The organism is Stenotrophomonas sp. GW821-FHT02D01, from assembly GCF_059421765.1.
Map to the genome: position 1 here is coordinate 519853 of NZ_JBWKVP010000001.1, position 25761 is coordinate 545613.

Below are 25761 nucleotides of genomic sequence, written 5' to 3' on the forward strand. Positions count from 1 at the left end.
TATTCAATGGCGTTTGCAGGGTTGTAATCGCTTCCAGATCATCATTCCGGTAGTGCCGGCCACTGGCCGGCAACCATCCACGTCGCAACGATGCCGGCCAGCGGGCGGCACTACCTGCGCATTCACAGCGGGGTGAAGCGGATGGCCTGTCCGCCGCCCGGCGCCAGCACCAGCGTGAGTGAATCGGTGCTGCTGACCTCGCGTGTTTCGCGCTTGAAGGCGAAGGGACTGCTGCGGAAATCCGCGCCATCGCCATCGCGGTAGACCTCGGCGCGGTAGCGCACGCCCGGCTCCAGAAAACCCAACGACACCGGCAGCACGCGGCCGTTCTCGTCGGTGATGCTGCCCAGGAACCAGTCACGGCTGTTGCGGTCGCGGCGCACGATCGTCACGTAGTCGCCGACCTCGCCATCGAGCACGCGGCTCTGCTCCCAGTCCACCGCCACGTCCTCGATGAAGCGGAACGCTTCGCGGTGCTGCAGGTAGTGCTCGGGCAGGTCGGCAGCCATCTGGATCGGGCTGTACAGCACCACATACAGGGCCAGCTGTCGTGCCAGTGTGCTGGGAATGGCCTGGCCATGGCGGCCCTTCAGGCTGAGGATGCCGGGCGTGTAATCCATCGGCCCGGCCAGCATGCGGGTGAACACCAGGTTGACCTCATGCTCGGGCGGGTTCGGTGGCTGGCCCCAGGCGTTGTATTCCATGCCACGTGCGCCTTCGCGGGAAATCCAGTTCGGGTAGGTGCGGCGCAGGCCGGTGTCCTTGATCGGCTCGTGCGGGTTCACCGACAGGTGGCGGCGGGCGGCTTCCTGCACCACCTTCAGGTGATGGCGGGCCATGAATTGCCCGTCGTGCCACTCGCGCCACAGCGGGCCGCCGGCCGGATTGTGGCGATCAACCTGGCCGTCGTCGCAGACGTAGCCGGTCTTGAACTGGTCCACGCCCAGCCGCGCATACAGATCCAGCGCAGCACCCAGCTGGTCTTCGTAGTGTTCGATCGCGCAGCCGGTTTCATGATGGCCGATCAGGTGCACCCCCTTCTTCAGCCCGTACGCCGACAATGATTCGATGTCGAAATCCGGCGTGGCGCGGGTGAAGTCGAAGTCGTAGCCATTGCCGACCCAGTTGCCGTCCCAGCCAGGATTCCAGCCTTCCACCAGCACACCACGGAAGCCGTGCGCGGCGGCGAAATCGATCACCTTCCGTGTCTTTGCGGTGGTGGCCGCATGCTTTGGTCCGGTGGCCCAGCTCTCTTCATCCAGGTGCATCGACCACCACACGCCCAGATACTTGGCCGGTTTCACCCAGCTCACATCGCCCAGCGCATTGGGCTCGTTGAGGTTGAGGATCAGGTCGGACTCGACCAGGCCGCCGGCACGGTCGGCGATCTGCAGGGTGCGCCATGGCGTGGCGAAGGGCAGGGCGCGGCGCACCTTCCAGCCTTCGGCCGAAGGCGAAAGCTGGGCGCGCAGGCGCTGGCCCTCGGTGCGGCGCAGCAACATGCCCGCGTAGTCGACCAGTGCCGCCTCATGGATGGCCACGTGCAGGCCATCGTGGCTGCGCAGGGTCATCGGCGTGTGCACCAGCGGCACTTCGCGCAGCGGCGTGCGCTGGTACAGGTATTCGTAATGGATCGGCTCGCCCGCGGGTATCCACCATGCGGTGGATTCCGGCGCGATGGCGAACTCGGTCAGCTCGTCATCGATGATCGCTTCGCGCAGGTTCGGTTGATCGGGGAACACATAGCGGAAGCCCAGGCCGTCGTCGTAGACGCGGAACACCAGGTCCAGCCGGCGCTTGCTGCCGGTGCTTTCGGCCAGGTGCACGGTCAGTTCGTTGAAGTGGTTGCGGGTGAGCCGGCGCTCGCCCCAGGGCTGCTCCCAGCTGTCATCGACACTGCGCCGTTCCTGTGCCAGCAGGCTGAAGTCGCGGTCGAGGCGACCATCGCGCAGTTCAAAACCCAGCTTCGAATCGGCCACCACGGTCTGGCCGAGGCGCTCGACGCGGTAGCGCGCGGTACCGCCGTCCAGCACCAGGCTGACCTTCAGCACCTTGTCCGGTGATTCGACGCTGGCGATCTGCGGCGCCGCCGCCTGTGCCAGCGCGGCCCATCCCAGCAGGGCCAGGCCGAAAGCGTGCGCGAACACTGCGCGTACCGTTGTGGGTGACGTCGGCATTTCCCCTCCCAAGGCGCCGTTGACAGACCCGGACCATAAGCCAGCCCAGCAGGCCTGCCGGTACTGCACGCCATGAATACGTATGCAGCTGGACGCAGTCGACAGCCCCGCGTCTACCATGGGGCCAGGGCACCTTGAGGGAGGTGCCGCGCCCGCACGCCGGCAACGGCAGTGCGGACCCACAACGGTGCAGAGAGGGAGGGAGGTCGACGGGCGCAAGCCGGTCTGCCGCTTCGATGCTGAAGATCATTTGCCTGACCGCTGCCCTGGGGGCAGCGCTGGGGACGACCGCGCACGCGGCCGACCTGACATTCGACGGCCGCCAGGCGCGCGCTGAATCCGCTGCCAAGGGCAGCTTCGTGCTGCATGCGCCGAAGGGTGAGGTGCGCATTGCCGCCGCGCCCATGCGCAGCCAGACCGGCAGCGCGATGTTCGACGCGCTGTTCGCGCTGGCCCAGCAGGAAATGGACCAGGACCGGGTGGATGCCATCCGCGATCCGGCCTTCGACGAAGGCCGTCCGGTACCGTGCGAGTGCTTCCAGACCGGCGCGCGCTGGCCGTATGTGTGGACGCGTGACGTCAGCTTTGCAGCCGATCTGGCGCTGGCGAAGCTGGACCCGAAGCGCACCCGTCAGTCGCTGCAGTTCAAGTTGTCGGCTGCGCGCGACGGGCACACGCCCGGCCTGTTCGTGGCCCAGGACACCGGCTCCGGTGGCAGCTGGCCGATCAGCAGCGACCGCGTGGTGTGGTTCCTCGCCGCACGCCACCTGCTGGATGATCCTGCGTTTGCCGAGCAGGTATGGCAGGCCCTGCAGGGCACATTGGCGCAGGACCGGGCGATGGTCTTCGACGCGCAGATGGGCCTGTATCGCGGCGAGACCTCGTTCCTCGACTGGCGTGAGCAGACCTTTCCGGACTGGACGCGCGAGGACGTGCGCTTCATCGGCGATTCCTACGCGCTGTCCACCAACGTGCTGCATTACCAGGCGCTGCGCCTGGCGCAGCAGATGGCCGCGCAGCTGGGCGACGAGCGCAGCGAGCAGTACAGGGCCTGGGCCGACGCACTGGCGGTGCAGATCGACGCGCGCTTCTGGCGCGAAGACATGGGCCAGTACATGAGCTACATCGGCGAAGCGGCGCACCCGGTGCCCTACGCCAAGATCGATCTGCTCGGCCTGTCGCTGGGCATCCTCGCCGACGTGCTGCCTGCTGAACGTGCGCGTCGGGCGCTGGCGGGCTATCCGATGGGCGCTGCCGGCAGCCCGGTGGTGTGGCCGCAGGAAGCGCAGCAACCGATCTACCACAATCGTGCGATCTGGCCGTTCGTCAGCGCGTACTCGCTGCGCGCGGCGCGCAAGGTGGACGATGCGCCGCGCATTGCTGCCGAGATCCGCTCGCTGATGCAAGGGGCGGCGCTGGCCGGTTCCAACATGGAGAACTACGAGCTGGTCAGCCAGGCCGTGCACGTGGACGAAGGCGCGTTGAGCGGGCCGGTGGTCAACTCCGAGCGCCAGCTGTGGTCGGTGGCCGGCTATCTGTCGATGGTCACCGAAGGCGTGTTCGGCGTGCAGGACGACGGTCGCGTGCAGCCCAAGCTGCCGGCCGAGCTGGTGCCGGAGCTGTTCGGAAAGCAGAAGCGGATCAGTCTGGAGGCGGGCGGCAAGCGCTATGTGCTGGAGCGCCCGAAGCAGGTGGGCGCTGGCTTGTTGATCGCGGGAAAAACGCGTACGCGCGGCACCACGACCACCGTGCAGCTGGTCGCTGCGCCGGCAGCCGTGAGCCGTGATGTGCCGCGTGCCGATGCCAATGCACGAGCACCGGCCACGCCGCTGGCACCGCAGGCAAAGCGCAGTGGCAAGGGCTGGTCGGTCGCGGTGGCCGCCGGCCAGGTCCTCTGGCAGGACGGTGTCGCGGCCACGGCCAGCAAGGGCCAGGTGCGCGTCGGCGATGATGGCCTGCAGCACTGCCTGAGCCTGACCCGGCGCGAAGGTGCGCTGGAATCCCTGCATAGCCCGATGGTCTGCGTCGGCCCGCAGCAGGTGCTGCGGGGCAGCCGGCAATGGCAGTTCAATGCAACCAGGGCGGGCCACGTGCGCCTGCGCCTGCAGTACATCAACCCGAATGGCCCGATCAACACCGGCGTGACCGCGGCGGTGAAGCAGCTGGCCGTGCAGTGCAAGGGCCAGCCTCCGCAGCGGCACACGGTAACGCTGCCGCACAGCGTGGCGGCGCAGGACTCGACCGCGGCAACCTTCGCTGTACCCAAAGGCCGCTGCACGGTGACGCTGGAAGAGGGCTTCAACATGAGCGCGCTGCAGCACTTCGCGCACTACACCGGCGGCAAGGGCGGGCGTGATGGCGTGCTGAACCAGGCCCAGGTGCAGGCGCTGAAGATTGCGCCGGTGGCGGCAGCAGAGGACGCACGATGAGCCGTCCTGCAAAACCACAGTTGTCGTTCTGGCAGATCTGGAACATGTGCTTTGGCTTCCTTGGCATCCAGTTCGGCTTTGCCCTGCAGAACGCCAACGCCAGCCGCATCTTCGAAACGCTGGGTGCGGACATGGAAGCGGTGCCCGGACTGTGGATCGCCGCACCGCTGACCGGCCTGCTGGTACAACCGGTGATCGGCTATCTGTCCGACCGCACGTGGACACGCTGGGGGCGCCGCCGCCCGTTCTTCATGATCGGCGCGGTGCTGACCACGCTGGCCCTGCTGGTGATGCCGAACTCGCCGACGCTGTGGATCGCGGCCGGCACGCTATGGGTGCTGGACGCCTCGATCAACGTGTCGATGGAGCCGTTCCGCGCCTTCGTTGGCGACCAGCTGGCACCGCGGCAGCGCCCGGCCGGTTATGCGATGCAGAGCTTCTTCATCGGCGTCGGCGCGATCGTTGCCAGCTTCCTCCCCTTCATCCTGGCCCACTTCGGTGTTGCCAACACGGCAGCGGCGGGCGAGGTGCCCGATACCGTGCGCTATGCGTTCTACTTCGGCGCGGTGGTGCTGCTGGCGGCGATCACCTGGACGGTGGTCAGCACCCGTGAGTATTCGCCCGACGAGCTGGCCAGCTTCGATGACGCCGAACCGCCGTCGCACCATGCCGGCACTGCGGTGACCGGCCCTGCGCCGTGGTCGCAGGTTGCGCTGTGGCTTGGTCTCGGCGTGCTGCTGGCGGCACTGATCGCGTGGCGCCAGGGCGACAAGATGCTGTACGTGCTAGCCGGCCTGTGCGTGGGCTACGGCGCACTGCTGGCGGCGGCGCGGGTACTACCGGGCACGCACATGCTGGCCGCCATCGTCGGCGACCTGCGCGCGATGCCGATCACCATGCGCCGGCTGGCCTGGGTGCAGTTCTTTTCCTGGTTCGCCCTGTTCGCGATGTGGATCTTCACCACGCGCGCAGTGGCCGGCATGCATTTCGGCTCCACCGACGTCGAATCGGCGGCCTACAACGAAGGTGCCAACTGGGTGGGCGTACTGTTCGGTGCCTACAACGGTTTCGCCGCATTGGCCGCGCTGCTGATCCCGCCGATGGTGCGGGCGATCGGCCTGCGCTGGAGCCACCTGGTCAACCTGTGGCTGGGTGGGGCAGGGCTGATCTCGATGATGTTCATCGACGATCCGCAGTGGCTGCTGCTGTCGATGGTCGGCGTCGGCTTTGCCTGGGCCTCGATCCTGTCGCTGCCCTATGCGCTGCTGTCGGACAGCGTCCCGGCAGCGAAGATGGGCGTGTACATGGGCATCTTCAATTTCTTCATCGTGATCCCGCAGCTGGTCGCGGCCAGCGCGCTCGGTTTCGCCCTGCGCGCATGGCTGGGGGGCCAGCCGATGCATGTCCTGGTGCTGGGGGGCTGCAGTCTGTTGATTGCCGGTCTGTGCGTGTTGCGGGTTCCGTCCCGTCCGGAGGTGGTGTGATGCGTGGTGCCTTGTCTGCTGCTGTATCCCTTGTGCTGTTCGCTGGCCACGCTGCGGCTGCGCCCCGTCCGTCCTATGTCGGCACCACCGAACCGTTCGCCAGCGACGCGGTGTACTTCGTGGTCACCGACCGCTTCGTCAACGGCGATCCGTCCAACGACCATCGCGACCAGGGCGGCAAGCACCGTACCTTCGATATTCCGGTGCCATGCCCGGACAAGGTGGACGGCAACATCGGCTATCTCGGTGGCGATTTCCGTGGCGTGCTCGACAATGCCGACTACATCCGCAACCTCGGTTTCGGCGCGGTGTGGATCACGCCCATCGTCGACAACCCGGATGAAGCCTTCACCGGCAGCAAGCCGATCAGCTGTACCAGCACCCTGACCGACCGTGGCAAGACCGGCTACCACGGCTACTGGGGCATCAACTTCTACACGCTGGACGAGCACCTGCCGAGCAGGGACCTGGACTTCGCCGGGTTGACCAAGGGCCTGCACGGCGCCGGCCTGAAGGTGGTGCTGGACATCGTCGGCAACCATGGTTCGCCGGCCTGGACCATGCCCAAGCGGCAGCCGCAGTTCGGCCAGATCTTCGACAAGGACGGCAGGCTGATTGCCGACCACCAGAACCTGCCGCCACAGAAGCTGGACCCGAAGCACAATCCGCTGCACGCGTTCTACAACAACATCGGCCCGGTCGACAGCAAGGACGGCTCGATCTTCGATGGCAACCTGGCCGAGCTGGGCGACTTCAACCAGGACAACCCGGCAGTGATGGACTACCTGGTGGGGGCGTACCTGCAGTGGACCGCGCAGGGCGTGGATGCGCTGCGCATCGATACCATCGGCTGGCTGCCGCATCCGTGGTGGCACGAGTTCGTCAACCGCATCCGCGCGCAGCATCCGGGCATGTTCATGTTCGGCGAAGCGTTCGACTACAACGCCGCCAGCATCGCCGAACACACCTGGCCGGCCAACGCCAATGTCAGCGTGCTCGACTTCCCGCTGCGCGGCGCGCTGGAGCAGGCCTTCGGCAGCGCCGGCAAGGGCTTTGAAACGCTGGCTGAGCCACTGCACCTGACCGGTGGCCCATACGCCAACCCGTATGAGCTGATGAGTTTCTACGACAACCACGACATGCCGCGCCTGCAGGCCAGCGACAGCGGCTTCATCGACGCGCACAACTGGTTGTTCACCGCGCGCGGCATTCCGGTGGTCTATTACGGATCGGAAACCGGCTTCATGCGCGGCCGTGCGGAGCACGCCGGCAACCGTGCCTACTTCGGCCAGCCGCGGGTGGATGCAGCCCCGCAGAGCCCGATCTTCGCCCCGCTGCAGCGCATCGCCAAGCTGCGCGAGAGTACGCCGGCGTTGCAGCGCGGCCTGCAGGTGAACGAACGTCTGCAGGGCGATGAAGCGGTGTTCTTCCGCGTGCTGCAGCACGGCGACGTGGCGCAGACCGCGCTGGTGCTGCTGAACAAGGCCGATGCCGCGAAGACCTTCAGCGTGGACCGCTACCTGCAGTCCGGCCTCTGGCGCGACGCGCTGGACGGCGGCCAGGTGACGGTGAAGGGCAGCCTGAAGGCGGAGGTGCCGGCGCACGGGGTGAAGGTGTTTGTGCTGGATGCGGACGTGCAGCAGCCGGCCCTGCAGGCCGAACTGGACAAGGCCATGGCAGACCAGCTGGCGCGCGACCAGCGACTGAAGCGCTGACCGTCCACGGGGCCTCGCAAACGGTGATGCTGGCCGCTGGCCGGCAACCTCCGTGTCGTTGGAGCCAATGCAGTTGCCGGCCAGCGGCCGGCACTACCCGGTGAGGCGGCATCCGGCACAATAGGCATCCCCTGATGCCGCGCCTGTACTGCCATGACCAACCTTGCCCCGCAGACCCCGATCGAAACCCTGCTCAAGGCCGCGATGGATGGAACGGTGCCGATCCGCGCGTTCATGGAGGCCTTCGTCGCTTCCCAGGTGGTGCTGCTGACCGGCAGCCTGGTCACGCCCGATGGGAGTGGCTTCGATCCGCTGCTGTTCGACAAGCAGGGCACCCTGCACGTGGCCGTGTTCACCGATCCGGCGCGGGTGGGCATCTACAGCCAGCAGGCCGAGCATCAGGTCCGCTGGCTGATGCTGGATGTGCTGCGTCGCGTGCCGGGCGGTTACGGCGTGGTGATCAACCCGGGTACTACGCTGGGCTTCGAGATCTCGCCCAGCGGCGTCGGCGAGATCCTGAAGGACTTCGCGCAGGGCTGAGGTGCAGATCGCCGCGGAGCCGATCCCATGCACGGCTTGGTTGATTGCAACAATTTGCAGTGACTGCAGACGTGAAGCATGCTTGCCTGAAGGACGATCAGGACAGCGAGGTTACCCATGGAGTTCAGGATGCTGGCGCCGGCGGCGCCGGAGTGCGAACAGCTGGCGCAGTGGTATCACGCGCAGTGGGGAAAGGATGCAGGCTTCACTCTGGAAGATGAGCGTCTGCGGCTGCGCAAGCCCAAGGACGCGCAGGGATTCCCGCATCTGCTGGCGGCAATCGACGATGGGCAGGTGGTCGGCGCCGTGCAGCTCAAGCGCGGTGAGATGCCCGGTTTCCCCGAGTATGAGCACTGGCTGGGAAGTGTGTATGTGGCCGACAGCCAACGCGGGCGAGGGTTGGCCAGCACGCTTGTCGAACGCGCAGTGAAGCAGGCCCGGTCGATGGGCATATCGCAGCTCTACCTGCAGACCGAGTCGCTGGACGGTGGTCTGTATGCGCGGTTGGGGTGGAAGCCCGTTGTCGAGTCCGACACCCGTGGCTTCCCGGTGCTGGTGATGGCCCGCGGGTTGAGCGCATGAGCACCGCCTCGGCCCGGCATTCCCGTCTTGCCCTGGTCTTCCTGATCGGCGCCATCGTCGCAGCCCTCATCGCCGCGCCATTGCTGAGCGCGGTCGGCATCGTGCAGTGGCCGGTGTTCGTCATCGCCTGGCTGATCAATCTTGGCGCGGCCTGGCATCTGGGCGTTTGGGCAGGGCTGCAGGGCCGTTCGGAGTTTGCCTTCATGTTGCTGGCTGCACTCGGCACCGTAGCGTCGATCGTGATCTACGTGCTGCTGGCGGTGCTGGGGCCGAAGGCCGGTTCGCAGAACCCCGCAGCGTAGCCCAGGGCGTCAACCGGGCAGTACGGCATCCACGCCGTGCATGGATGCATTCCAGTAGATCCACGCCATGCGTGGATGCATCCCGTAGATCCACGCCATGCGTGGATGCCGCAGGAGGTCGGTGCCGGCCCGAAGGCCGGCACCGCCACTCACATCACATCGTCACCTTGCGCCGGTTGTCTTCGCTCACCCGGTCGATCAGCTTGTTGTACGGATCGAAACCGGCCTCGTCCGGCTCGGCATCCACCGTCACCGTGATCGTCGGTGCTGCCGTGGTGATGTGAAGGCGCTGCAGGTACAGCACCTTCTGGTCGCGCTCCTTGCCCGAGGGACCATTGGCGAACACGCCGATCTCGACCCAGTCGTCCAGCGTGGCCGGCGTTTCCTTGCCCTGGCCATCGGCATGGACCTTGGCGGCGTGCAGCTTCAGGGTGACGTCGTAGCGCCCATCCTCACGCTTGCGCGCGCTGGCGGTCTCCAGCCGGTTGTCGTACAGCGTGATCTTCTCGAACAGATCGGTCAGCAGCTGCTGGCGGTCGGCCGGGGTCTCCGCACGCAGGTAGTCCAGCAGCTCCCGCGAGGTGGTGTACGGCGGCTGCTGGTAGCCCTTGTCCTGCAGGAAGCGCTGCAGGGCGCGGTTCAGCGCCTGTTCGCCGATTTCCTCACGCAGGCGGTAGAACACCAGCGAACCCTTGCGATAGTGGACGTACTGCTGGTTCTCCACCCGTTCCAGCGGCAGTTCCTCGATGCGCTCGCCGCCCCGGCCGGCCAGGTAGCGGTCCAGTTCGGTCTTCAGGAACTGGCGCATGTGCGCGCGGCCGTACTCCTTTTCCATCACCATCAGCGCCGAGTACTGCGACAGCGATTCGGACAATACCGTGGCGCCCTGCACGTTGGCACCGATCACCTGGTGGGCCCACCACTGGTGTGCGATCTCGTGCGCGGTGACGTAGAACACGTAGTCCACCTTGTCCGGGTCACGCAGGTCGGCGATGAAGCCGATCGACTCGGAGTAGGGGATGGTGTTGGCGAAGGACTGGGCAAAGCTCTGGTAGCCCGGGAACTCGATGATGCGCACCTGGCGGTGCTGGTAGGGCGTGAAGTTCGCCTCGTAGTAGGCCAGCGACTTCTGCACCGCCTCGATCATGCGGTCCACGTTGTAGGCATGGGCCGGGTCGAAGTACACCTCGATCGGAATGTCCTTGTACATGCCCTTCTTCACCTGCCAGCGCGCCGACAGATAGGCGTAGAAGTTGAGCATGGGCCGGTCCATCGCATAGCTGAAGCAGCGGCGGCCGTTCACCGTGGTCTCGTGCTGCAGGTAGCCCGGGGCCAGCGCGACCTGGTCCGGTGCGGTGCAGATGGTGGTACGGAAGTCCAGCCAGTCGGCGTCGTCGGAGATGTAGGTGTTGGCACGTGCCGCTTCATCCTCCAGCTTCGGCATGCGGGTCGGCTCACCCAGCCCGCGCTTGCGCCGTTCGTTGCGGTCCTCCAGTTCGCCGCGCGGGTCGTAGCCGAATGACGGCAGCAGGGTGCTGTTGAAGAACGTGCCGTTGTCCACGATGTTGCTGGGTGCCTGGCCGGCGGTGATGCCCTTGGGTCGTTGTTCGACGCGGAAATGCACCTGCCGCTGCTCGCCGGGCTGCAACGGCCTGGCCAGGCGGTAGATGCGGTAACCCAGGTCGACATCATGGAAGGCCAGGGTCTGCCCGCCCAGGTCGACCTTGACCAGATTGCGGTCATCGCCCATCGCGATGTGGATGTCACTGATCGGGGCAGCGTGGGTGTTGCGCACCGTCCAGTCGGCATCGATGACCATCGACTGGGTTTCCGGATGCAGGTCCACGCGGTTGTCGACGGCGATGATGCGCGGTTGCGGCAGGTTCCTGTACTTCGACAGCTCGCGCTCGTAGCGCACCTGCAGGTCGCGCTGCTGGTCGGGAGACAGGAATTCATTGCGGATGTTGGTGCTCCAGTACAACCATCCGCCGAGCGCGACAAAGCCGAGCAGGGATACGGCAAAGCCCGCGCCGGTCGGACCGCGCAGGCGACGTGCCGCCAGCTTCAGCCGGTCGCGCGCACTGGCGCCGACGCCGCGCACCCAGAACGCGGATGCAAGGAACAGCAGCGCGGCCAGCAGCAGGCCCCAATAGGTCTGGAAGACCAGCTGCCCAGGCAGGAAGTGGCCGTAGCCGTTCATGTCCGAGTACGGGGCGTTGGGCCAGTTGCCGAAGTTGTACAGGTTCTGGGTGAAGTCCAGCAGGCCCAGCGCGACCTGCGCGATCATCACCACGATCAACAGCGCGTAGCCGAAGAACTTGTTGTTGGTCAGGACCTGCAGGACCAGCGCCATGCCGCCCATCAGCACATAGAACACCGAACCGAGGGCCAGCACCTTCAGGTACAGCAGCGGCTCCAGGTGGGTATAGCCCTGCACCAGCTGCATGGCCATCGACACCACCGCACCGATGGCCTGGAAGCAGGCGACGATCACCACCAAGGTGGTCAGCCTGGCCAGCAGCGGTACCCAGTTGGGTACGGGCATGGCGTCGTTGACTTCGTTCAAGCGGACCGCGCGCTCCTTCCAGACCAGTTCGCCGGAATAGAACAGCACGATGATCACCAGCAGCCAGCTGTAGGCGCCCTGCAGGGCCGACAGCATTTCGGTGGTGACCGGCCAGATCGGCGTGCCATAGACCGCGCTCTGGTGAAGGGCGGCGGGGATGAAGTTGGCCAGGCCCAGCACCAGCAGCACGATGAACGGCACCCCGCGCAGGACACCGACGGTGTCAAAGCGCACCTGGCGCACGAACTGGTGCCAGCCGGTTGCCGCGCTGAAGCGGGGGCGCACGCGCGGTGCGGTGATCGCCGCCGGCCGCGGCGCATCGGCGCTGGCCACGGCCTGGCGACGGCCCCAACGCCTGCGCCCACTGCCGGTACGCTCGGTGCGGAACAGAGCGAAGGTGGCGGCGAACAGTACGGCGGCCACGCCCAGCCACAGGGCACGGTTGGCCAACAGGTAGCCCGCCACCTCGGGCAGACGGGTGTTGCTCTGCTCGGCGGCCCAGTAGCGGACCGTGCGGCCCAGGGCGCGCATGCCCAGTGGCTCGGTCAACGTGGCGATCCAGACGTTGTCGATATCGCTCAGCAGCGACGCACTCACGCCATACAGCACGAAGTAGCCGACCAGGCCGATGTAGACCCACAGGATCGAGCGCGTCAGCGCCGCCAGCAGCGACAACAGGGCGGTGGTGAACAACACGTTGGGCAGCACGATCCAGGTGAAGGTCCAGGCGTAGCTGGTCAGCGAAACCGGGCCGACGCGGGCCTTGTCCACCCAGGGCATGAACGGCCCCAGGAAGATGCCCAGCGCGATGATCAGGTAGACCACCAGGCTGGCACAGATGGCTGCCAGGATGCGTCCGGCCAGGTAATCGCGGCGCTTGATCGGGCTTGCGAAGATCAGCTCCGAGGTGCCCAGCTCGAAGTCGCGCAGCAACGCATTGCTGACGAACATGGTGGACACCAGCATGCCCATCATGGTGAAGATGCCCATGAAACGCGCGATGACGATCGGCGCATTGCTGTGCACGTTGTTGACGCCGCCGCCGATCTGTACGGCTTCGGAGGAGGCGGCGGCGAAGGCCAGCGCGGCGAACAGGAACGCCAGCAGCCATAGCAGCGGCGAACGCAGCTGCTCGCGCAGCTCGAAGCGGAAGAAGGTGAGGATCATGGTGTGCTCCGCTCAGGCTGCACGGGCACGCGCCTGCAGGCGCAGGCGCTGGAAGTACACATCCTCGAGATCGGGGGCGACCGCAGTGAAGCCATCACCGGGGTCGCTGGCGCTGTGCACGTGGATCACCGGGCGGCCGCCGACCAGGCGCGAGGACAGCACCGTGTAGCGCGCCTCGTGATCGGCCAGTTCGGAAGGCTCCACCTGCTTGCGCCAGACCTGCTGCTGCAATGCCTCGATCGCATCGGTGGGGCGACCGGTCAGCAGCACCTGGCCCTTGTTCATGATCGCCATGGTCGGGCACAGGTCGGTCACGTCCTCGACGATGTGGGTGGACAGGATCACCGCCACGTTCTCGCCGATGGCCGCAAGCAGGTTGAGGAAGCGGTTGCGCTCTTCCGGATCAAGGCCGGCGGTGGGTTCGTCGACGATCACCAGGCGCGGGTCGCCCAACAGCGCCTGGGCGATGCCGAAGCGCTGGCGCATGCCGCCGGAGTAGGTGCCCAGCTTGCGCTTGCGTGCATCCCACAGGTTCACCTGCTGCAGCAGGCCATCGACCACCTCGCGGCGCTGACCGCGCTGGGTCAAGCCCTTCAGTACGGCAAAGTGTTCCAGCAGATCCAGTGCGCTGACCTTCGGGTACACCCCGAAATCCTGCGGCAGGTAGCCCAGCCGCCGGCGCACGGCATCCTTGTCGCGCAGCACGTCGATCGGCGCTTCACCCGGAATGCTCAGGGTGGCACTGCCGCTGTCGGCCTCCTGCAGGGTGGCCAGCGTGCGCATCAGCGAGGATTTCCCCGCGCCGTTGGGCCCGAGCAGGCCGAACATGCCGCGGGGAATATCCAGGGTGACCCCGTTCAACGCGTGTACGCCGTTGGCGTACGTCTTGGACAGCGAATCGATCTTCAGCATGCGACGTACACCTTTCCGTGTGTTGATCTGCTGTTTATCGCGCTGAACGGGGGCGGCGTCATGCCCCTTTGGTCATGGTGCCGTTGGCGGGCGGCCCAGCTGCCAGCACAGCAGCGCACCGTCCTCGGTATCCATGCGCTGGCCGGCCACGCAGAAACCGTTCCGGCGCAGCACAGCCTGCGAGGGCAGGTTGGCCACGGCGGTTTCCGCCTTCAGCATGCGTACGCGCGGGTCGGTCCACGCCCATTGCACGAACGCGGCCAGTGCGGCGCCGGCAAGCCCGCGTCCCTGGTAGGCCGGGGCGACGCCATAGCCGAGGGTGAGTACGCCGGCGCGCGGCGCGCAGGTCAGGGACAGCAGGCCCACCGTGTGGCCGGCCTCGACGATCCGCCATGCGGCTGGGGCAAAGCGGGGCTCGATGGAGGCGGTGAGGTCGGCCAGCATGGCGATCACATCGGGCGGGGCGACCGCTTCGTCAGCGGGATCGGTGCAGGACAGCAGAGCGCGCACGTCGTGCGCGGATGCGGGAATGAGCATGGGAACCTCGACAGGGAACTGCCCGGAAGGGCATTGCCGGTACGAGGGCAGGAGCGTGGGCCTCAGCCCAGGTGCAACACGCCGTCCGCCGCCGTCACCGGTGCGGTGTGGGAAATGCTGGCGGAGGACAAAGGCCTTCTCCCGGAAGGGTGGATTGGTGCGTCGTGGCGCCAATCTAGCGCATCGCACGCGCGTCGGCACTGGCGTGCGGGCCCAAGGCCGGAACCGGCGCCAACGCCGTGAAGGCATTCTGAATGCGGATCTGGACTTGCGCTGGATCACACAATGCGTCGACAGGGGCGCCGATAGGCTTTCCCCCTCAAACGTCGACGTCGATGCAGGCACGCATGCGGATCACAACCGGAATTGAAGGACTGGACAGCATCATTGGCGGCGGGCTGCCGCAGGCGCGGCTGTACCTGCTTGAGGGGCCGCCGGGCTCCGGCAAGACCACGCTGTCCCTGCAGTTCCTGCTGGAAGGCCTGCGGCGCGGCGAGCGCTGCCTCTACATCACCCTGTCCGAGACCGCCGAGGAGCTGCGCGAAGTCGCGTTGGCGCACGGCTGGTCGCTGGACGGTCTGCACCTGTTCGAGCTGGGTTCGGCCGAAGGGGCCATGGGCAATGGCCGCCTGCAGTCGGTGCTGCATTCGTGGGAAATGGAGCTGGACGAGACGGTCAACCTGATCATGTCCAAGGTGGACAGCATCGGACCGACCCGGGTGGTGTTCGATTCGTTGTCGGAACTGCGCCTGCTGGCGCAGGATTCGCTGCGTTATCGTCGGCAGATCCTCGCACTCAAGCAGTTCTTCGCGCCCAAGAGTGCGACGGTTTTCCTGGTGGACGACCTGACGTCAACCGGCGATGAGCGCGACGGCCAGCTGCACAGCCTGTGCCACGGCGTGGTCTCGCTGGAACGCCTGACCCTGGACTTCGGCCCTGCGCGGCGCCGGATGCAGGTGCAGAAGCTGCGGGGCGTCGATTTCGTTGCCGGCTACCACGACATGGTGATCCGTCGCGGTGGCGTGCAGATCTTCCCCCGCCTGATCGCCTCGGAACATCACGGACGGTTCGTCGGAACGCCCATCAGCAGCGGCGTGGCCGAGATCGACCGGCTGCTGGGCGGCGGTCCGCTGCGCGGTACCTCCACCCTGTTGACCGGCCCGGCCGGCAGCGGCAAGACCAACGTGGCGCTGCAGTATGTGTGGGCGGCCTGCGAGCGCGGCGAGCGCAGCTGCATCTTCGAGTTCGACGAGCGCGTGGGCACGCTGCTGGCACGCGCTTCGGCGCTGGATATCGATCTGGACAAGCATCTGCGCTCCGGCCTGCTGGAGATCCTGCAGATCGACCCGGCCGAAGTGTCGCCCGGGGAGTTCTCATGGAACCTGCGCAAGGCCGTGGAGGAGCGCAACTGCCGTGTGCTGGTGATCGACAGCCTGAACGGCTACGTGACCGCCATGCCGCAGGAAAAACAGCTGATGCTGCAGCTGCACGAGATGCTGTCCTACCTCAACCAGAAGGGTGTGGCGACCTTCATGATCAACCCGCAGCATGGGCTGGTCGGCACCATGTCCACCGGCAGCCTCAATGTGTCCTACATCGCTGATGCGGTGGTGCTGTTCCGATTCTTCGAAGCCAAGGGACGCATCCGCAAGGCGATCTCGGTGATCAAGAACCGCGGCGGTGCGCATGAAGACACCATCCGCGAACTGAAGATCGACGGGCGCGGCATCACGGTCAGTGCCGCATTGGCCGATTTCCAGGGCATCCTCACCGGCACGCCGGAGTTCGTCGGCGACAGCGCAGCGCTGCTGGGCCAGTCCGATGTCCGATAGCGATGAGGGCGGCACCGTTGTCCGTATCGTCGCTCCCTTCGGCCGTGATGCCGACAGCATCGCGGCGGTGCTGGCCGGCGCAGGGTTGAGGACGGGCATCGCGCCAAGCCTGGAAGTGCTGGCTGAGCAACTCGATGACTGCACCGGGCTGGTGGTGGTGACCCAGGAAGCGGTGGCACGCGGCAGCGAGGTACTGCTGCAGGCGCTGCAGCAGCAGCCGGCCTGGTCGGACATTCCGTTCATCCTGCTGCGCTCGGCACGTTCCTACCGGCGTTCCACCCGTGAACCGTTGTTGCCCGGCTCGATCAACGTAGTGGAGATGGACCGGCCATTGGGCAGCATGTCGTTGCTCAGCGCTGTGCAGGGCGCGCTGCGCGCGCGCGGCAAGCAGTTCGTGGTGCGCGACCAGGTCACCGCCTTGGCCGATGGCCGTGCGGCGCTGGCGCGCAGCGAGTCCGAGCTGCGCTTGATCGCCGATGCAATGCCGGTGCTGATCGCATTCGTGGACCGCTCGCTGTGCTTCCGCTTCGCCAACAAGGCCTATGAAAACTGGTTCGAACTGGCTACCGGCGAAGTGATCGGCACGCATGTGCGCGAGGTCATCGGCGAGACCGTATGGCAGCAGCGTCGCCCGGCGATGGAAGCAGCGTTGGCCGGTCGCGAGGCCATGTTCGAGATCGTCTGGCCACATCGCGTGTATGGGCGCCGGGACTGCGAAGTGCGTTACTCGCCGCGCCGCAATGGCGAGGGGCGCATCGACGGCTTCCACGTATTCGTCACCGATATCACCGCGGCCAAGCTGGCCCTTGCCAGCAGCCAACAGCACGCGCACGCGCTGGAGGCGATGGTGGCCGAGCGCACCCGTGAACTGGAAGCGCAGATGGCGGCGCGCGAGGCCAGCGACGCTGCGTTGCGACAGTCGCAGAAGATGGAGGCGATCGGCCAGTTGACCGGCGGCATCGCCCACGATTTCAACAACATGCTGACCGGCATCCTGTCCGCGTTGGACATCGTCCGGCTGCGCCTGGACATGGGCCGGGTCGACGACCTCGAACGTTTCCTGGACACCGCCACCGCCTCGGCCCAGCGTGCGGCGGCACTGACCCAGCGCCTGCTGGCGTTCTCCCGGCGGCAGTCGCTGGATGCGCGTCCGGTGGAGCTCAACACGCTGCTGGTTTCGGTGCAGCACCTGCTGCACAGCACCCTGGGCGAGGCGGTGCGCATCCGCGCCGAACCCTCGCCGCTGCCCTTGCACGCCACGCTGGATGCCAACCAATTCGAGAGCGCGCTGCTGAACCTGGCCATCAACGCGCGTGATGCGATGCCGGACGGCGGCGATCTGACTCTGCGTGCCTCGTCGGTAAGCGTAAGGGAAGGCCAGTACACGGCCGTGCCTGCCGGTGACTACGCATTGGTGGAGGTGGCCGACACCGGTGCCGGCATGGCGCCGGAAGTGGTCGAGCGCGCCTTCGAGCCCTTCTTCACCACCAAGCCCATCGGCAAGGGAACGGGGCTGGGCATGTCGATGGTGTACGGCTTCATGCAGCAGTCCGGTGGCCACATCGCCATCCAGTCCAATGTCGGCGAAGGGACGACGGTGCTGCTGTTCATTCCGTTGTCGGAGGCCGTTGTGGAGGACGCGCCTGCACCCTCGCAGCCGATCCGCCGCGGCGCCGGCCAGTCCATCCTGGTGGTGGAGGATGACGAGCAGGTACGGATGCTGGTGACGGTGGTGCTGGAAGACCTGGGCTACCACGCCCAGGTGGTGGGTGATGCCGATGCGGCGATTCCCATCCTCACTTCGGCGCAGAGCATCGATCTGCTGGTCACCGATGTCGGGCTGCCGGGGCTCAACGGGCGCCAGCTGGCGGAGATCGCGCGGCAATCGCGACCGGCGCTGCCGATCCTGTTCATGACCGGCTATGCGGAAAAGGCACAGGAGCGCGCGGCCTTCCTGGACGAAGGCATGGCGATGATCGCCAAGCCCTTCCTGCTGGATGAATTCAGCATGGCGGTACGCACGGCCATGCCGGGCGGCGCGTAGCGATGCAGGTCCTGTAGAGCCGGGCCATGCCCGGCTGTCGTCGGCCTTGCGTCCCACGCATGCATGCCGGGCATGGCCTGGCTCCACCGAAGGGCTACGTGCGCAGCGACGACTCGCGCACCACCAGCTTCACCGGAATGCTCTGGCCTTCCACCGGCTGCCGGCCGATCAGCGCCAGCAGCTTCTCCACCAGCAGCTGGCCGGCCTGCTTGGTGTCCTGCTGCACGGTGGTCAGCGGCGGCGACACCGAGGCTGCCAGCGGGATGTCATCGAAGCCGGTCACCGCCACGTCCTGCGGCACCCGCAGGCTCTGTTCGCGCAGCGCGCGCACCGCGCCGATGGCGATCAGGTCGCTGGCCGCGCAGACCGCATCGATGGAACGGTCCTGGGCCAGCAGTGACAGGCACGCCTCATGCCCGGACGCCTCGGTGGTGATCGCATCGTGCTGCAGCGCCGGGTCGGCGGTCAGGCCATGCGCACGCAGCGCTTCGACGTGGCCGCGATAGCGCTCCTGGAATTCGGGGTAATGGCTGGAGGCATGGCCGAGGAAGGCGATGCGGCGGCAGCCCTGTTCCAGCAGGTGGGCGGTGATGTCATGCCCGCCCTGGAAGTTGTCGCTGCCGATCGACACCCCCGGCTGGCCGGGCAGGGCCGCGCCCCAGCGCACGAAGTGGGTGCCTTGTTCCACCAGCCGCTGCAGGCGGTCGCGCGACTGGTGGTAGTCGCCATAGCCCAGCAGGATGATGCCATCGGCCTTGTTGCTGTCTTCGTAATCGGCCTGCCAGTCGGTGGACAGCTGCTGGAAGGACACCAGCAGGTCCTGCCCGTGCAGCGCGCAGGCGCGGGTGATCGACCCCAGCATCGAGTGGAAGAACGGGTTGATCAGCGAGTCGTCGTTGGTCGGGTCCTCGAAGAACAGCAGGGCCAGCGTGCCGGCATTGCGCAGGCGCAGGCTGGAGGCGTTCTTGTCGACCTTGTAGTTCAGCTCGCGGGCGATGCGCAGGATGCGCTCGCGGGTCTCGGCATTGACCATCGGGCTGCCGCGCAGGGCCCGCGACACCGTGGGCTGGGAGACCCCGGCCAGGTGGGCGATGTCCAGGGAGGTGGCTTTGCCTTTGATGGTCATGGGGGCCGGCAGGGAAATGATCGGGGAATGATGCCATGGGGCGCCGATGGGCTGGCGCCGCGCGCCGGGGCAGGGCGCGCGCAGTGCCCTGCCCGGGGGGCGGCAGGCCGGATTCCGGCCATGGCCGGGGGCTTTCCCGACCCAGGTGTCGGCCGAGGGGATGGTAAGATGACCCGTTCTCGTATTCCCCCAAATTTCCCGGGGGCGACCCCAGCGCTCTGCACCCCCGCCCGGGGACGTGCTATCACTGGCGGCCTGCCCTTGGACAACGGACGAAGGTACCTATGGCGCGCGGCATCAACAAAGTCATCTTTGTTCACCTCGTCTGATTCTTCGAATGAGCGCTTCCTCGCTATAGCTTTTCGAAAATTGCCGGGCGGCGCTTCAGAATCTTGTTCAGAAAAAGTGCCAAGTCAGCTGTCCTAGCTGAATAGACGAGGCGAGTGTTCGCCGAAGTCTTCTTAACGATTTTTGTGAGAAGCTAGCCTCATTCGCTCCGGCGGTGAGGTTCTGAATGGCGCACCTCCGATGTACGCATTCAGCAATAATCGAAGGAAGTCCAGCCAAAGGCTTTCCTATCATCATTACTCAGGCGCTTAAGGTTGATCGGCGTTCCTTGGAGTACTTCTTTCATTTGCTCAGAACCCGAACGGTTGGATCAGTTCGGACGTGTGCGGTGCATTTGCTGGACCTGACTTCGCAGTTGGAGGCCGATCAGCGAGACCTGAGCTCGATAGACGAGTCTTGGCTCGCTGCTTACAAGGGCGCGATCCTGAGTAGGTTCAATTCCATTGGAATCCAGAACACAGAGAACTATGCGTGCCAAGTCCTGAGATCAGTGATTTCCTACTGCCACTGGACTGAAACTCGTGGATATTCTCACCTGCTATGCGGGACCGGTGATCTGTATGCAATTCAAATTGTGACTAGGGATGACGACTCTATTTCCCATCCCCTATTCAAGGATAAATCAACAGACAAGCGCTCGGCCAAGGCGCCGAGGTCCGAATGGATCGAGAAGATAAAATTCCACGCAAGATCTAAGGATTCGGCGTCTCTCAAGTCAGATCTAATGATTGATTGGTGTAGTAACTCAGGTATACGCGCGCACGAGATCTGTAGCTTAACGATGGCGAAGCTGCCAACTAGAGCATCTGCAGAAGAGGCAGTAGTGGGTGGATACAGCTTGCGGATTGATTTAGATAAGGCGAAGGGAGGATCCAAGGCGCCACTCACTGTGTCGGCCGTTCTCCTTGTCAGGACATGGAATTACATTGAACACCAGCGCCGCGTCGTTATAGGTGAATTCAAGAAGAGGGCTCGGGTGAAAAGAGAGCCCTATGTGGAGCCGCCTGAAGTATTCATCTCGGAAACTACGGGGCGAGGAATGTCCGCCAAGGCGTTCTCAAACACGATACGGCGTGCATACTTGAGAGCGGTGTCCTCAGGCGATCTGCAGGAGGAGCAGCGAGTTTGGTTACATGGATTGCGACATAACTTCGCAACCAGGTTAATTAGACGACTCGATGAGGCAGGTGTCCGCGAATCGGAGCGCATAGCGCAGGTCGGTACGAGACACAAGCACGAAAAAAGCTTGGAGATCTACACGTATGAGCGGTTCAGCGGAAGCTTCAAGTAGCCGCAGCCGACTGAAGAGGGATGCGCTCCTTGTTCCTGTTGCGGACGGTGCGGTCAAGCATGTTCCGGTGAAGGATTGGGTCTTGCTCTGCGGCCCAGGTAGGCGAATCAACGCCGAAGTTCTAAAAGGTATTGAGTCAGGAGGCGCGATTCTCTATCAAGCCAATCTTTACTTGCGCGACCAGTCCTCGCCTTCGTCAGTCGCAAACACGCTGCTTCGTTACTTTCGATGCGCCGAATCCGCGAATGGAAAGCTTGATGCTGAGTCTCTTGCGATATACAGATCACAACTCAATGGCGATGCCCGTTCGCAGGCCAACACCAAGAGTCAAGTGTACGGAGTAGCGCGAGGTTTTGTCCTAAGGCTTATGAGCCTGGGTGTTGTTCCGGAGCAGAGCCTGCCGCTCAACTTTAAACCGACGATTAAGAAGCCCTATCCAACGCTTTCCCAGTTGGCGGGAGACGGCGTGGGCAGCGTGGTGCCAGGAAATGAAGAGCGACTTGAGAGGATCAAGTCCGATCAACGCTTGACTAATTCGACGGCCATCACTTTGCTGTTTGATATTGCGGCGATTGAGGCTGTGCATAGTTTGTCGATGGATCAGCTTGAATCTCGAATTGAGGACTGCGAGCTTGCGAATCAATTGATCGATGAATTGTGTAAGTTGGGGCCAAGAGAGGTGGGAGCGTGTATCAGCTTCAACGGCAGTTATGGCCCAGGTAGGTCGTTGGATGAAGCGCTTCTCATTCTTTATGCCAAGTTTGGATTCGACCTTCCAGCAGTTGATCAGTGGCCGCCTGGTGTCTACCTGTTTTTGAAGGCTCGAGGCTTTGCCTCTACGGACGTAAGAAAGATCTTCTCTGATGATCGCGAGATGCTCCGCTCCCTCGCCGAATCGGCAGGCCCGGCTGCGTTGAATGCAGCTAAGAACGTCAATCGCTGGACTCACGCGCAGCTTGATCAACGTACGGTTCCTCGTGCGCTAGGTCTCCTCTATACGTCGTATGGCCGCCTTCTCCCCATATCGTCCTTGTGGCCTGAAGGCGTTGTCGACTATCTCAAGTTCCGTGGATGGCCTCCTTCAAGGGTTGTTTCCGCTTTCTTCCCGAGTAGCAAACTGCATGCGCATCTGATGATGATGCTTCTCTCGCACAAAGAACTTGCCCCTAACGTCTCATCGGTCCTTCTTCACTCGTCCATTGAAACGGTGTTGGAGGGAGCTTTAGATGGGTCTTGGGACGTCCATTTGGGGAAGAAGAGAGGCGGGGCGGTGACTGAAGTGATTGACGGTAGTGATCGAGCAATGATCCTCGTGCGGCGCTATCAACAGATTCATCGCCGCGCATTGCTTGAAACGCCAGGTGGACAGGGTTGGCTAAAGAAGGAGCATTGTCCGCTCATGCTGAGGATTGGTGGGAAGAAGAGGTTGTCTGGCATTGGCAAGTATCAGATTGCCGATGCGAGCGACATGGCTGCTCGGGCAATGGGGGCATACGCCGAATCAGTGCCTTTTCTTGACTCAATCAAGAATCAGCCTTGCGCGAGGAGCTTTCGATCGACCATAACATCCATGCTGCATCTGCAGGGGGCGTCTATCGGTAAGATCAAGAGTAAGCTCCATCACCAGCAGTACTCAACGACGGCTGGTTACGTTCGTGGCGTGAACGTGGCGGAAAAACTTCGTAGCCGGCAGCTTGATTTTCAGCAGAGATTGCTGAGTGAAGTCAAGGACGTGGCTGTTGGGATGAAGCTTGCTCGGGAAGAGCCAGGAAAGACGGAGGCCACAGAAGTCGCCCATGTGGTGCTTACCGATGACGCGGCCGTGTCTCTGTGGCTGGCTTGGGTCCGCGAGATTGAAGCAAGTGAGGCTCGTCTTATGTTTGAGAGTCCCGCTCGTTGGTTCGGCTACTGGCAGGCGCGTCTTGCTGAGTACCATGTGCTCCTCTCTAAGGTGCCGAGCTCTCAGAGGAAGAGGGCGCAAGCAACCGCCGATTGCATCATTCTGCCAAGGATTGAGTAGATGGACAGTCGGAATCACGCGCAAGTGCAAGTTTTCGATCAACAGAGATCAGTTTTCTCGTTGTTGAACGAGATGCTGTCCGGTGATTTTACGGACAGCACCTGGCATTTCTTGGGCCGGGTACCAGGAGTGGCACCCTCATACTACACGGTTCGCTGGGATGTCAGTGGCGAGCTTCGTGAGGCCGTAATGTATGCGGCTTGGCCGACGTGGATGGCTTATGGGCAGCAGCTCGTCAAGGAAGTTTGCGACTCGCCGTCTTCTCGCATACGTAGCACCGGCACCGTGGTGGTGCTGGCTCGGAGCGTTAGGGCATTCTGCATGTTCTGCTGTTTCGATCAGGCGTTGATCTCAATTCGTCAATTTGGTTGTAGTCATACGACCGCATACATCGACTATGTTAGGCAACTTCAACTATCTAAATCGGCTGCGGAGGCTAGGCTCGCTGCTCTTGGCTACGCATGGAGAGAGCGTAGCTCAATCGGGCAAGGACCTGAGGTAAGACCCTTCGGCTATCGGGAGCGTGCAGCGATTGCTCGCCGTATCGGGGTTCAAGACGGCCACACTCCAACCATTCCTCCTCAGGAACTGTTCGGTATCCTTAATGAGGCATTTGCGTTGATTGACGCCGCGCCAAGCCTCCTGGCTGATCTACAGCTATATATAAGCTACACCGGAAGTGACTCATCTCGCAGTGCTTGGTTTGAGCGCAAGTGTGGTCGGCCATCCAGCGCTCTATTCCGAGAGGTTCGAGCCACATATGGTGCATGCATTGCTGTCCTTCTTTCATTCACTTCAGCAAGGAAGCATGAGGGCGCGGCGATCGAAGAGGAAGATGTCGCTAGAACTATCAACGAAAGTGTAGATCTGGCCAGTAGAGAGTACAAAGGTGCCAGATGCGCTGATGGGCGAGGAACATCGCGCCCGCTGATTGACGCGGTCAAGAAGGCGCTAGATGTAATCCGCGGTCTCACCAAGGAGACGCGGCTTCGTTCGCGTGAGAGGACATTGCTGCTTCGGGTTCCATTCCAGCATAGTTGCTCAAAGAAAGGTGGAGCCCGATGGGTACTCGATTCACGGGGTATCTACAATCTTCTTGACGCTTTTTCCGCCCACATAGGCATTGCTAATAAGTTGCGACCACACGTATTCCGTCGGGCGTATGCGCTCCTTTGGACGTGGCGTTTCGAGATGGAAGACCTCTTCTTTTTATCCAGAGTCATGCTCCACAATGATCCAGGATTCACGAAGGCATACATTGACGACGAGGATTCATGGTCTTTTATGCCCGAAGCAGTAAGAGAGCTTACGGTCCACGTTCTTGAAGAATCGTTGCTCGGTATGCGTGAACTGGGCGGTGGTGTCTCATCGACCCTGAGGCGCTACCTGAGGATCCTTCAGTCGCAAGTGGTTACCGTAGATCCCCATTCGGTGGACGTGATCGTTCGAAGAATCGTCGATGATCATGGACTTAGGGTTGTTGCGAACTCAGACGGCTACTGTTTCATGTCGGCTGGTAGGGCCAAGCGTGCCAAGTGTTCGCTTGATGGCGTGATGCCCAATTATGGAAATCGGACCCCTGAGATGTGTGCGGGCTGTCCAAATTTTGGTGTCGATCTAAAGCGGGAATCGGTTTGGATGGCCCGTCTGGAGCGTCATGAGGTGGTTCTTCGAACGACGGGCTATCCCGAGCTGCGCGCTGCGTCAAGAAGAGCCATAGTGATGTGTAAACGAGTGCTGCGTTGGATCAGAAAGGAGCTTGGGCATGCGTAAGCCTTCAGAGCAATTCCGAGCAGCAGTTCTCTCCTCGCTTGAGCGCCTTGTCGCCACAGGCAAAAAGTTCACCCGGGCTGAAGTTGTTAGCGGTGCGCTACTACCCAATGGAGAGCAGGTGGGGCGTTCCACCCTTTATCGGAAGGACAAGGTTGGAAATTTTGTGCACGCAGACCTGCTGCGAGTTCTGGACGACGCGATTGCACCGGTTCCTGCGGTAAAGGCTAAGGCTAAGGCGAAGAGCAGCGAGGAGTCTGAGCGCGATGCGCTTCGAAGCGAGAACATTGCTCTGATTGATCAGATGGTTACTCTCGAGAAGGAGCTACTCGTCCTGGCCTCCCAGATAAGAACTGGGCGAGGAAGGGAGAAGCTTCTAGAGATGGAGAAGTATGTGCTTGCCAGGTTACTAGCTGAGCAGGAGTCGTCCCCGGCTTATTGTCGAACTATCATCTTGGAGTTTGAAAGGCGATTTGCAGGAAAGCCCGAGATGACTGATGCACAGGTTCTCCTTGATCGGTGGAGAGAATCGGTTGGGTAGCTAGTCATCGCGCGACGGGCGAAAGGATGTTCTCCAGCAGATGCTGGACTGGCGCTTCACGCTAATCCATCGACGCCGGTAGGGATTCCGTCAATGGCATTGTACGAAAGGCCGTGATCAATGCGCGATTTGACGCCCAAGCGTTTAGGAGTGCAGGTCTGTTGAGGTACGATGGCGTTATCAGACGAGCTGAGAATGTACACCGGTCACACTAGTCGCCTAATGAGCGGCAGTCGCTGCATCGCCGCTACATAAAGTTGATCTCATCGCGGAAGGTCAGGATAGATTGTTGCAGCGCAGATGCGATCAGTTCCCCAGCAACATCGATGTCAACATCGGCGACACGTCCGCCTCAGCGGCCTGATTGTCTCGCGTGGG

The 25761-nt window shown here is 63.5% G+C and carries 17 protein-coding genes; 12 read left to right on the plus strand and 5 right to left on the minus strand.

Features of this window, described 5'->3' with window-relative positions; genetic code table 11:
• Nucleotides 1-122 precede the first annotated feature (122 nt).
• On the minus strand, nucleotides 123-2177 hold the full coding sequence (locus tag AC07UW_RS02455; RefSeq protein WP_495211334.1) for a glycoside hydrolase family 97 protein: 2055 nt from the start codon (nucleotides 2175-2177) through the stop codon (nucleotides 123-125).
• Between the two features lie 236 nt (nucleotides 2178-2413).
• Between AC07UW_RS02455 and AC07UW_RS02460 the strand changes: the two genes are divergently transcribed.
• The 6 genes from AC07UW_RS02460 (at nucleotide 2414) to AC07UW_RS02485 (ending at nucleotide 9229) form a co-directional block, all read left to right on the plus strand.
• Nucleotides 2414-4606: an alpha-L-rhamnosidase-related protein gene (locus AC07UW_RS02460; RefSeq protein WP_495211335.1), complete on the plus strand. Its 2193-nt coding sequence runs from the start codon at nucleotides 2414-2416 to the stop codon at nucleotides 4604-4606.
• Nucleotides 4603-6090, plus strand: coding sequence for an MFS transporter (locus AC07UW_RS02465; protein WP_363730366.1), 1488 nt, complete (start codon nucleotides 4603-4605; stop codon nucleotides 6088-6090). Before AC07UW_RS02460 ends, AC07UW_RS02465 begins: the two co-directional genes overlap by 4 nt.
• Complete coding sequence (locus AC07UW_RS02470) at nucleotides 6090-7805, plus strand: alpha-amylase family glycosyl hydrolase (RefSeq protein WP_495211336.1); 1716 nt, start codon at nucleotides 6090-6092, stop codon at nucleotides 7803-7805. Before AC07UW_RS02465 ends, AC07UW_RS02470 begins: the two co-directional genes overlap by 1 nt.
• A 153-nt stretch (nucleotides 7806-7958) precedes the next feature.
• A complete protein-coding gene (locus tag AC07UW_RS02475; RefSeq protein ID WP_495211337.1) occupies nucleotides 7959-8345 on the plus strand; it encodes an SseB family protein in 387 nt (128 codons plus the stop codon).
• 117 nt (nucleotides 8346-8462) lie between these two features.
• Nucleotides 8463-8927, plus strand: a complete 465-nt coding sequence (locus tag AC07UW_RS02480; protein ID WP_495211338.1) for a GNAT family N-acetyltransferase — start codon at nucleotides 8463-8465, stop codon at nucleotides 8925-8927.
• A complete protein-coding gene (locus AC07UW_RS02485; protein ID WP_495211339.1) occupies nucleotides 8924-9229 on the plus strand; it encodes a hypothetical protein in 306 nt (101 codons plus the stop codon). The genes AC07UW_RS02480 and AC07UW_RS02485 overlap by 4 nt, the downstream gene beginning before the upstream one ends.
• 154 nt (nucleotides 9230-9383) lie before the next feature.
• Here the strand turns inward: AC07UW_RS02485 and AC07UW_RS02490 are convergent, their stop codons facing one another.
• From AC07UW_RS02490 to AC07UW_RS02500, 3 genes are all read right to left on the minus strand, one after another.
• Nucleotides 9384-12962, minus strand: coding sequence for a M1 family aminopeptidase (locus AC07UW_RS02490; protein WP_495211340.1), 3579 nt, complete (start codon nucleotides 12960-12962; stop codon nucleotides 9384-9386).
• Nucleotides 12963-12974: 12 nt separating this feature from the next.
• Nucleotides 12975-13874, minus strand: a complete 900-nt coding sequence (locus AC07UW_RS02495) for an ABC transporter ATP-binding protein (RefSeq protein WP_032975880.1) — start codon at nucleotides 13872-13874, stop codon at nucleotides 12975-12977.
• A 72-nt stretch (nucleotides 13875-13946) separates the two neighbouring features.
• Nucleotides 13947-14411: a GNAT family N-acetyltransferase gene (locus AC07UW_RS02500; RefSeq protein ID WP_495211341.1), complete on the minus strand. Its 465-nt coding sequence runs from the start codon at nucleotides 14409-14411 to the stop codon at nucleotides 13947-13949.
• A 335-nt stretch (nucleotides 14412-14746) separates the two neighbouring features.
• Here AC07UW_RS02500 and AC07UW_RS02505 point away from each other — a divergent pair, with 335 nt between their 5' ends.
• Both AC07UW_RS02505 and AC07UW_RS02510 read left to right on the plus strand, forming a co-directional pair.
• Nucleotides 14747-16243 (plus strand): ATPase domain-containing protein, encoded by a 1497-nt coding sequence (locus AC07UW_RS02505; protein WP_495211342.1) that lies wholly within the window; start codon nucleotides 14747-14749, stop codon nucleotides 16241-16243.
• Nucleotides 16233-18287 (plus strand): ATP-binding protein, encoded by a 2055-nt coding sequence (locus AC07UW_RS02510; RefSeq protein ID WP_495211343.1) that lies wholly within the window; start codon nucleotides 16233-16235, stop codon nucleotides 18285-18287. Before AC07UW_RS02505 ends, AC07UW_RS02510 begins: the two co-directional genes overlap by 11 nt.
• Nucleotides 18288-18381: 94 nt before the next feature.
• Here AC07UW_RS02510 and AC07UW_RS02515 read toward each other — a convergent pair whose 3' ends face one another.
• On the minus strand, nucleotides 18382-19413 hold the full coding sequence (locus AC07UW_RS02515) for a LacI family DNA-binding transcriptional regulator (protein WP_495211344.1): 1032 nt from the start codon (nucleotides 19411-19413) through the stop codon (nucleotides 18382-18384).
• A 514-nt stretch (nucleotides 19414-19927) separates the two neighbouring features.
• On the opposite strand from AC07UW_RS02515, the gene AC07UW_RS02520 reads away from it, so the two are divergent.
• The 4 genes from AC07UW_RS02520 to AC07UW_RS02535 are packed head-to-tail and all read left to right on the plus strand — an operon-like array spanning nucleotide 19928 to nucleotide 25383.
• Nucleotides 19928-21052, plus strand: coding sequence for a tyrosine-type recombinase/integrase (locus tag AC07UW_RS02520; RefSeq protein WP_495211345.1), 1125 nt, complete (start codon nucleotides 19928-19930; stop codon nucleotides 21050-21052).
• Nucleotides 21024-23072 (plus strand): hypothetical protein, encoded by a 2049-nt coding sequence (locus tag AC07UW_RS02525; RefSeq protein WP_495211346.1) that lies wholly within the window; start codon nucleotides 21024-21026, stop codon nucleotides 23070-23072. The genes AC07UW_RS02520 and AC07UW_RS02525 overlap by 29 nt, the downstream gene beginning before the upstream one ends.
• Entirely contained in the window at nucleotides 23073-24845 is a 1773-nt protein-coding gene (locus tag AC07UW_RS02530) for a site-specific integrase (protein ID WP_495211347.1), read from the plus strand.
• Entirely contained in the window at nucleotides 24838-25383 is a 546-nt protein-coding gene (locus AC07UW_RS02535; protein WP_495211348.1) for a hypothetical protein, read from the plus strand. Before AC07UW_RS02530 ends, AC07UW_RS02535 begins: the two co-directional genes overlap by 8 nt.
• Nucleotides 25384-25761: the final 378 nt, after the last annotated feature.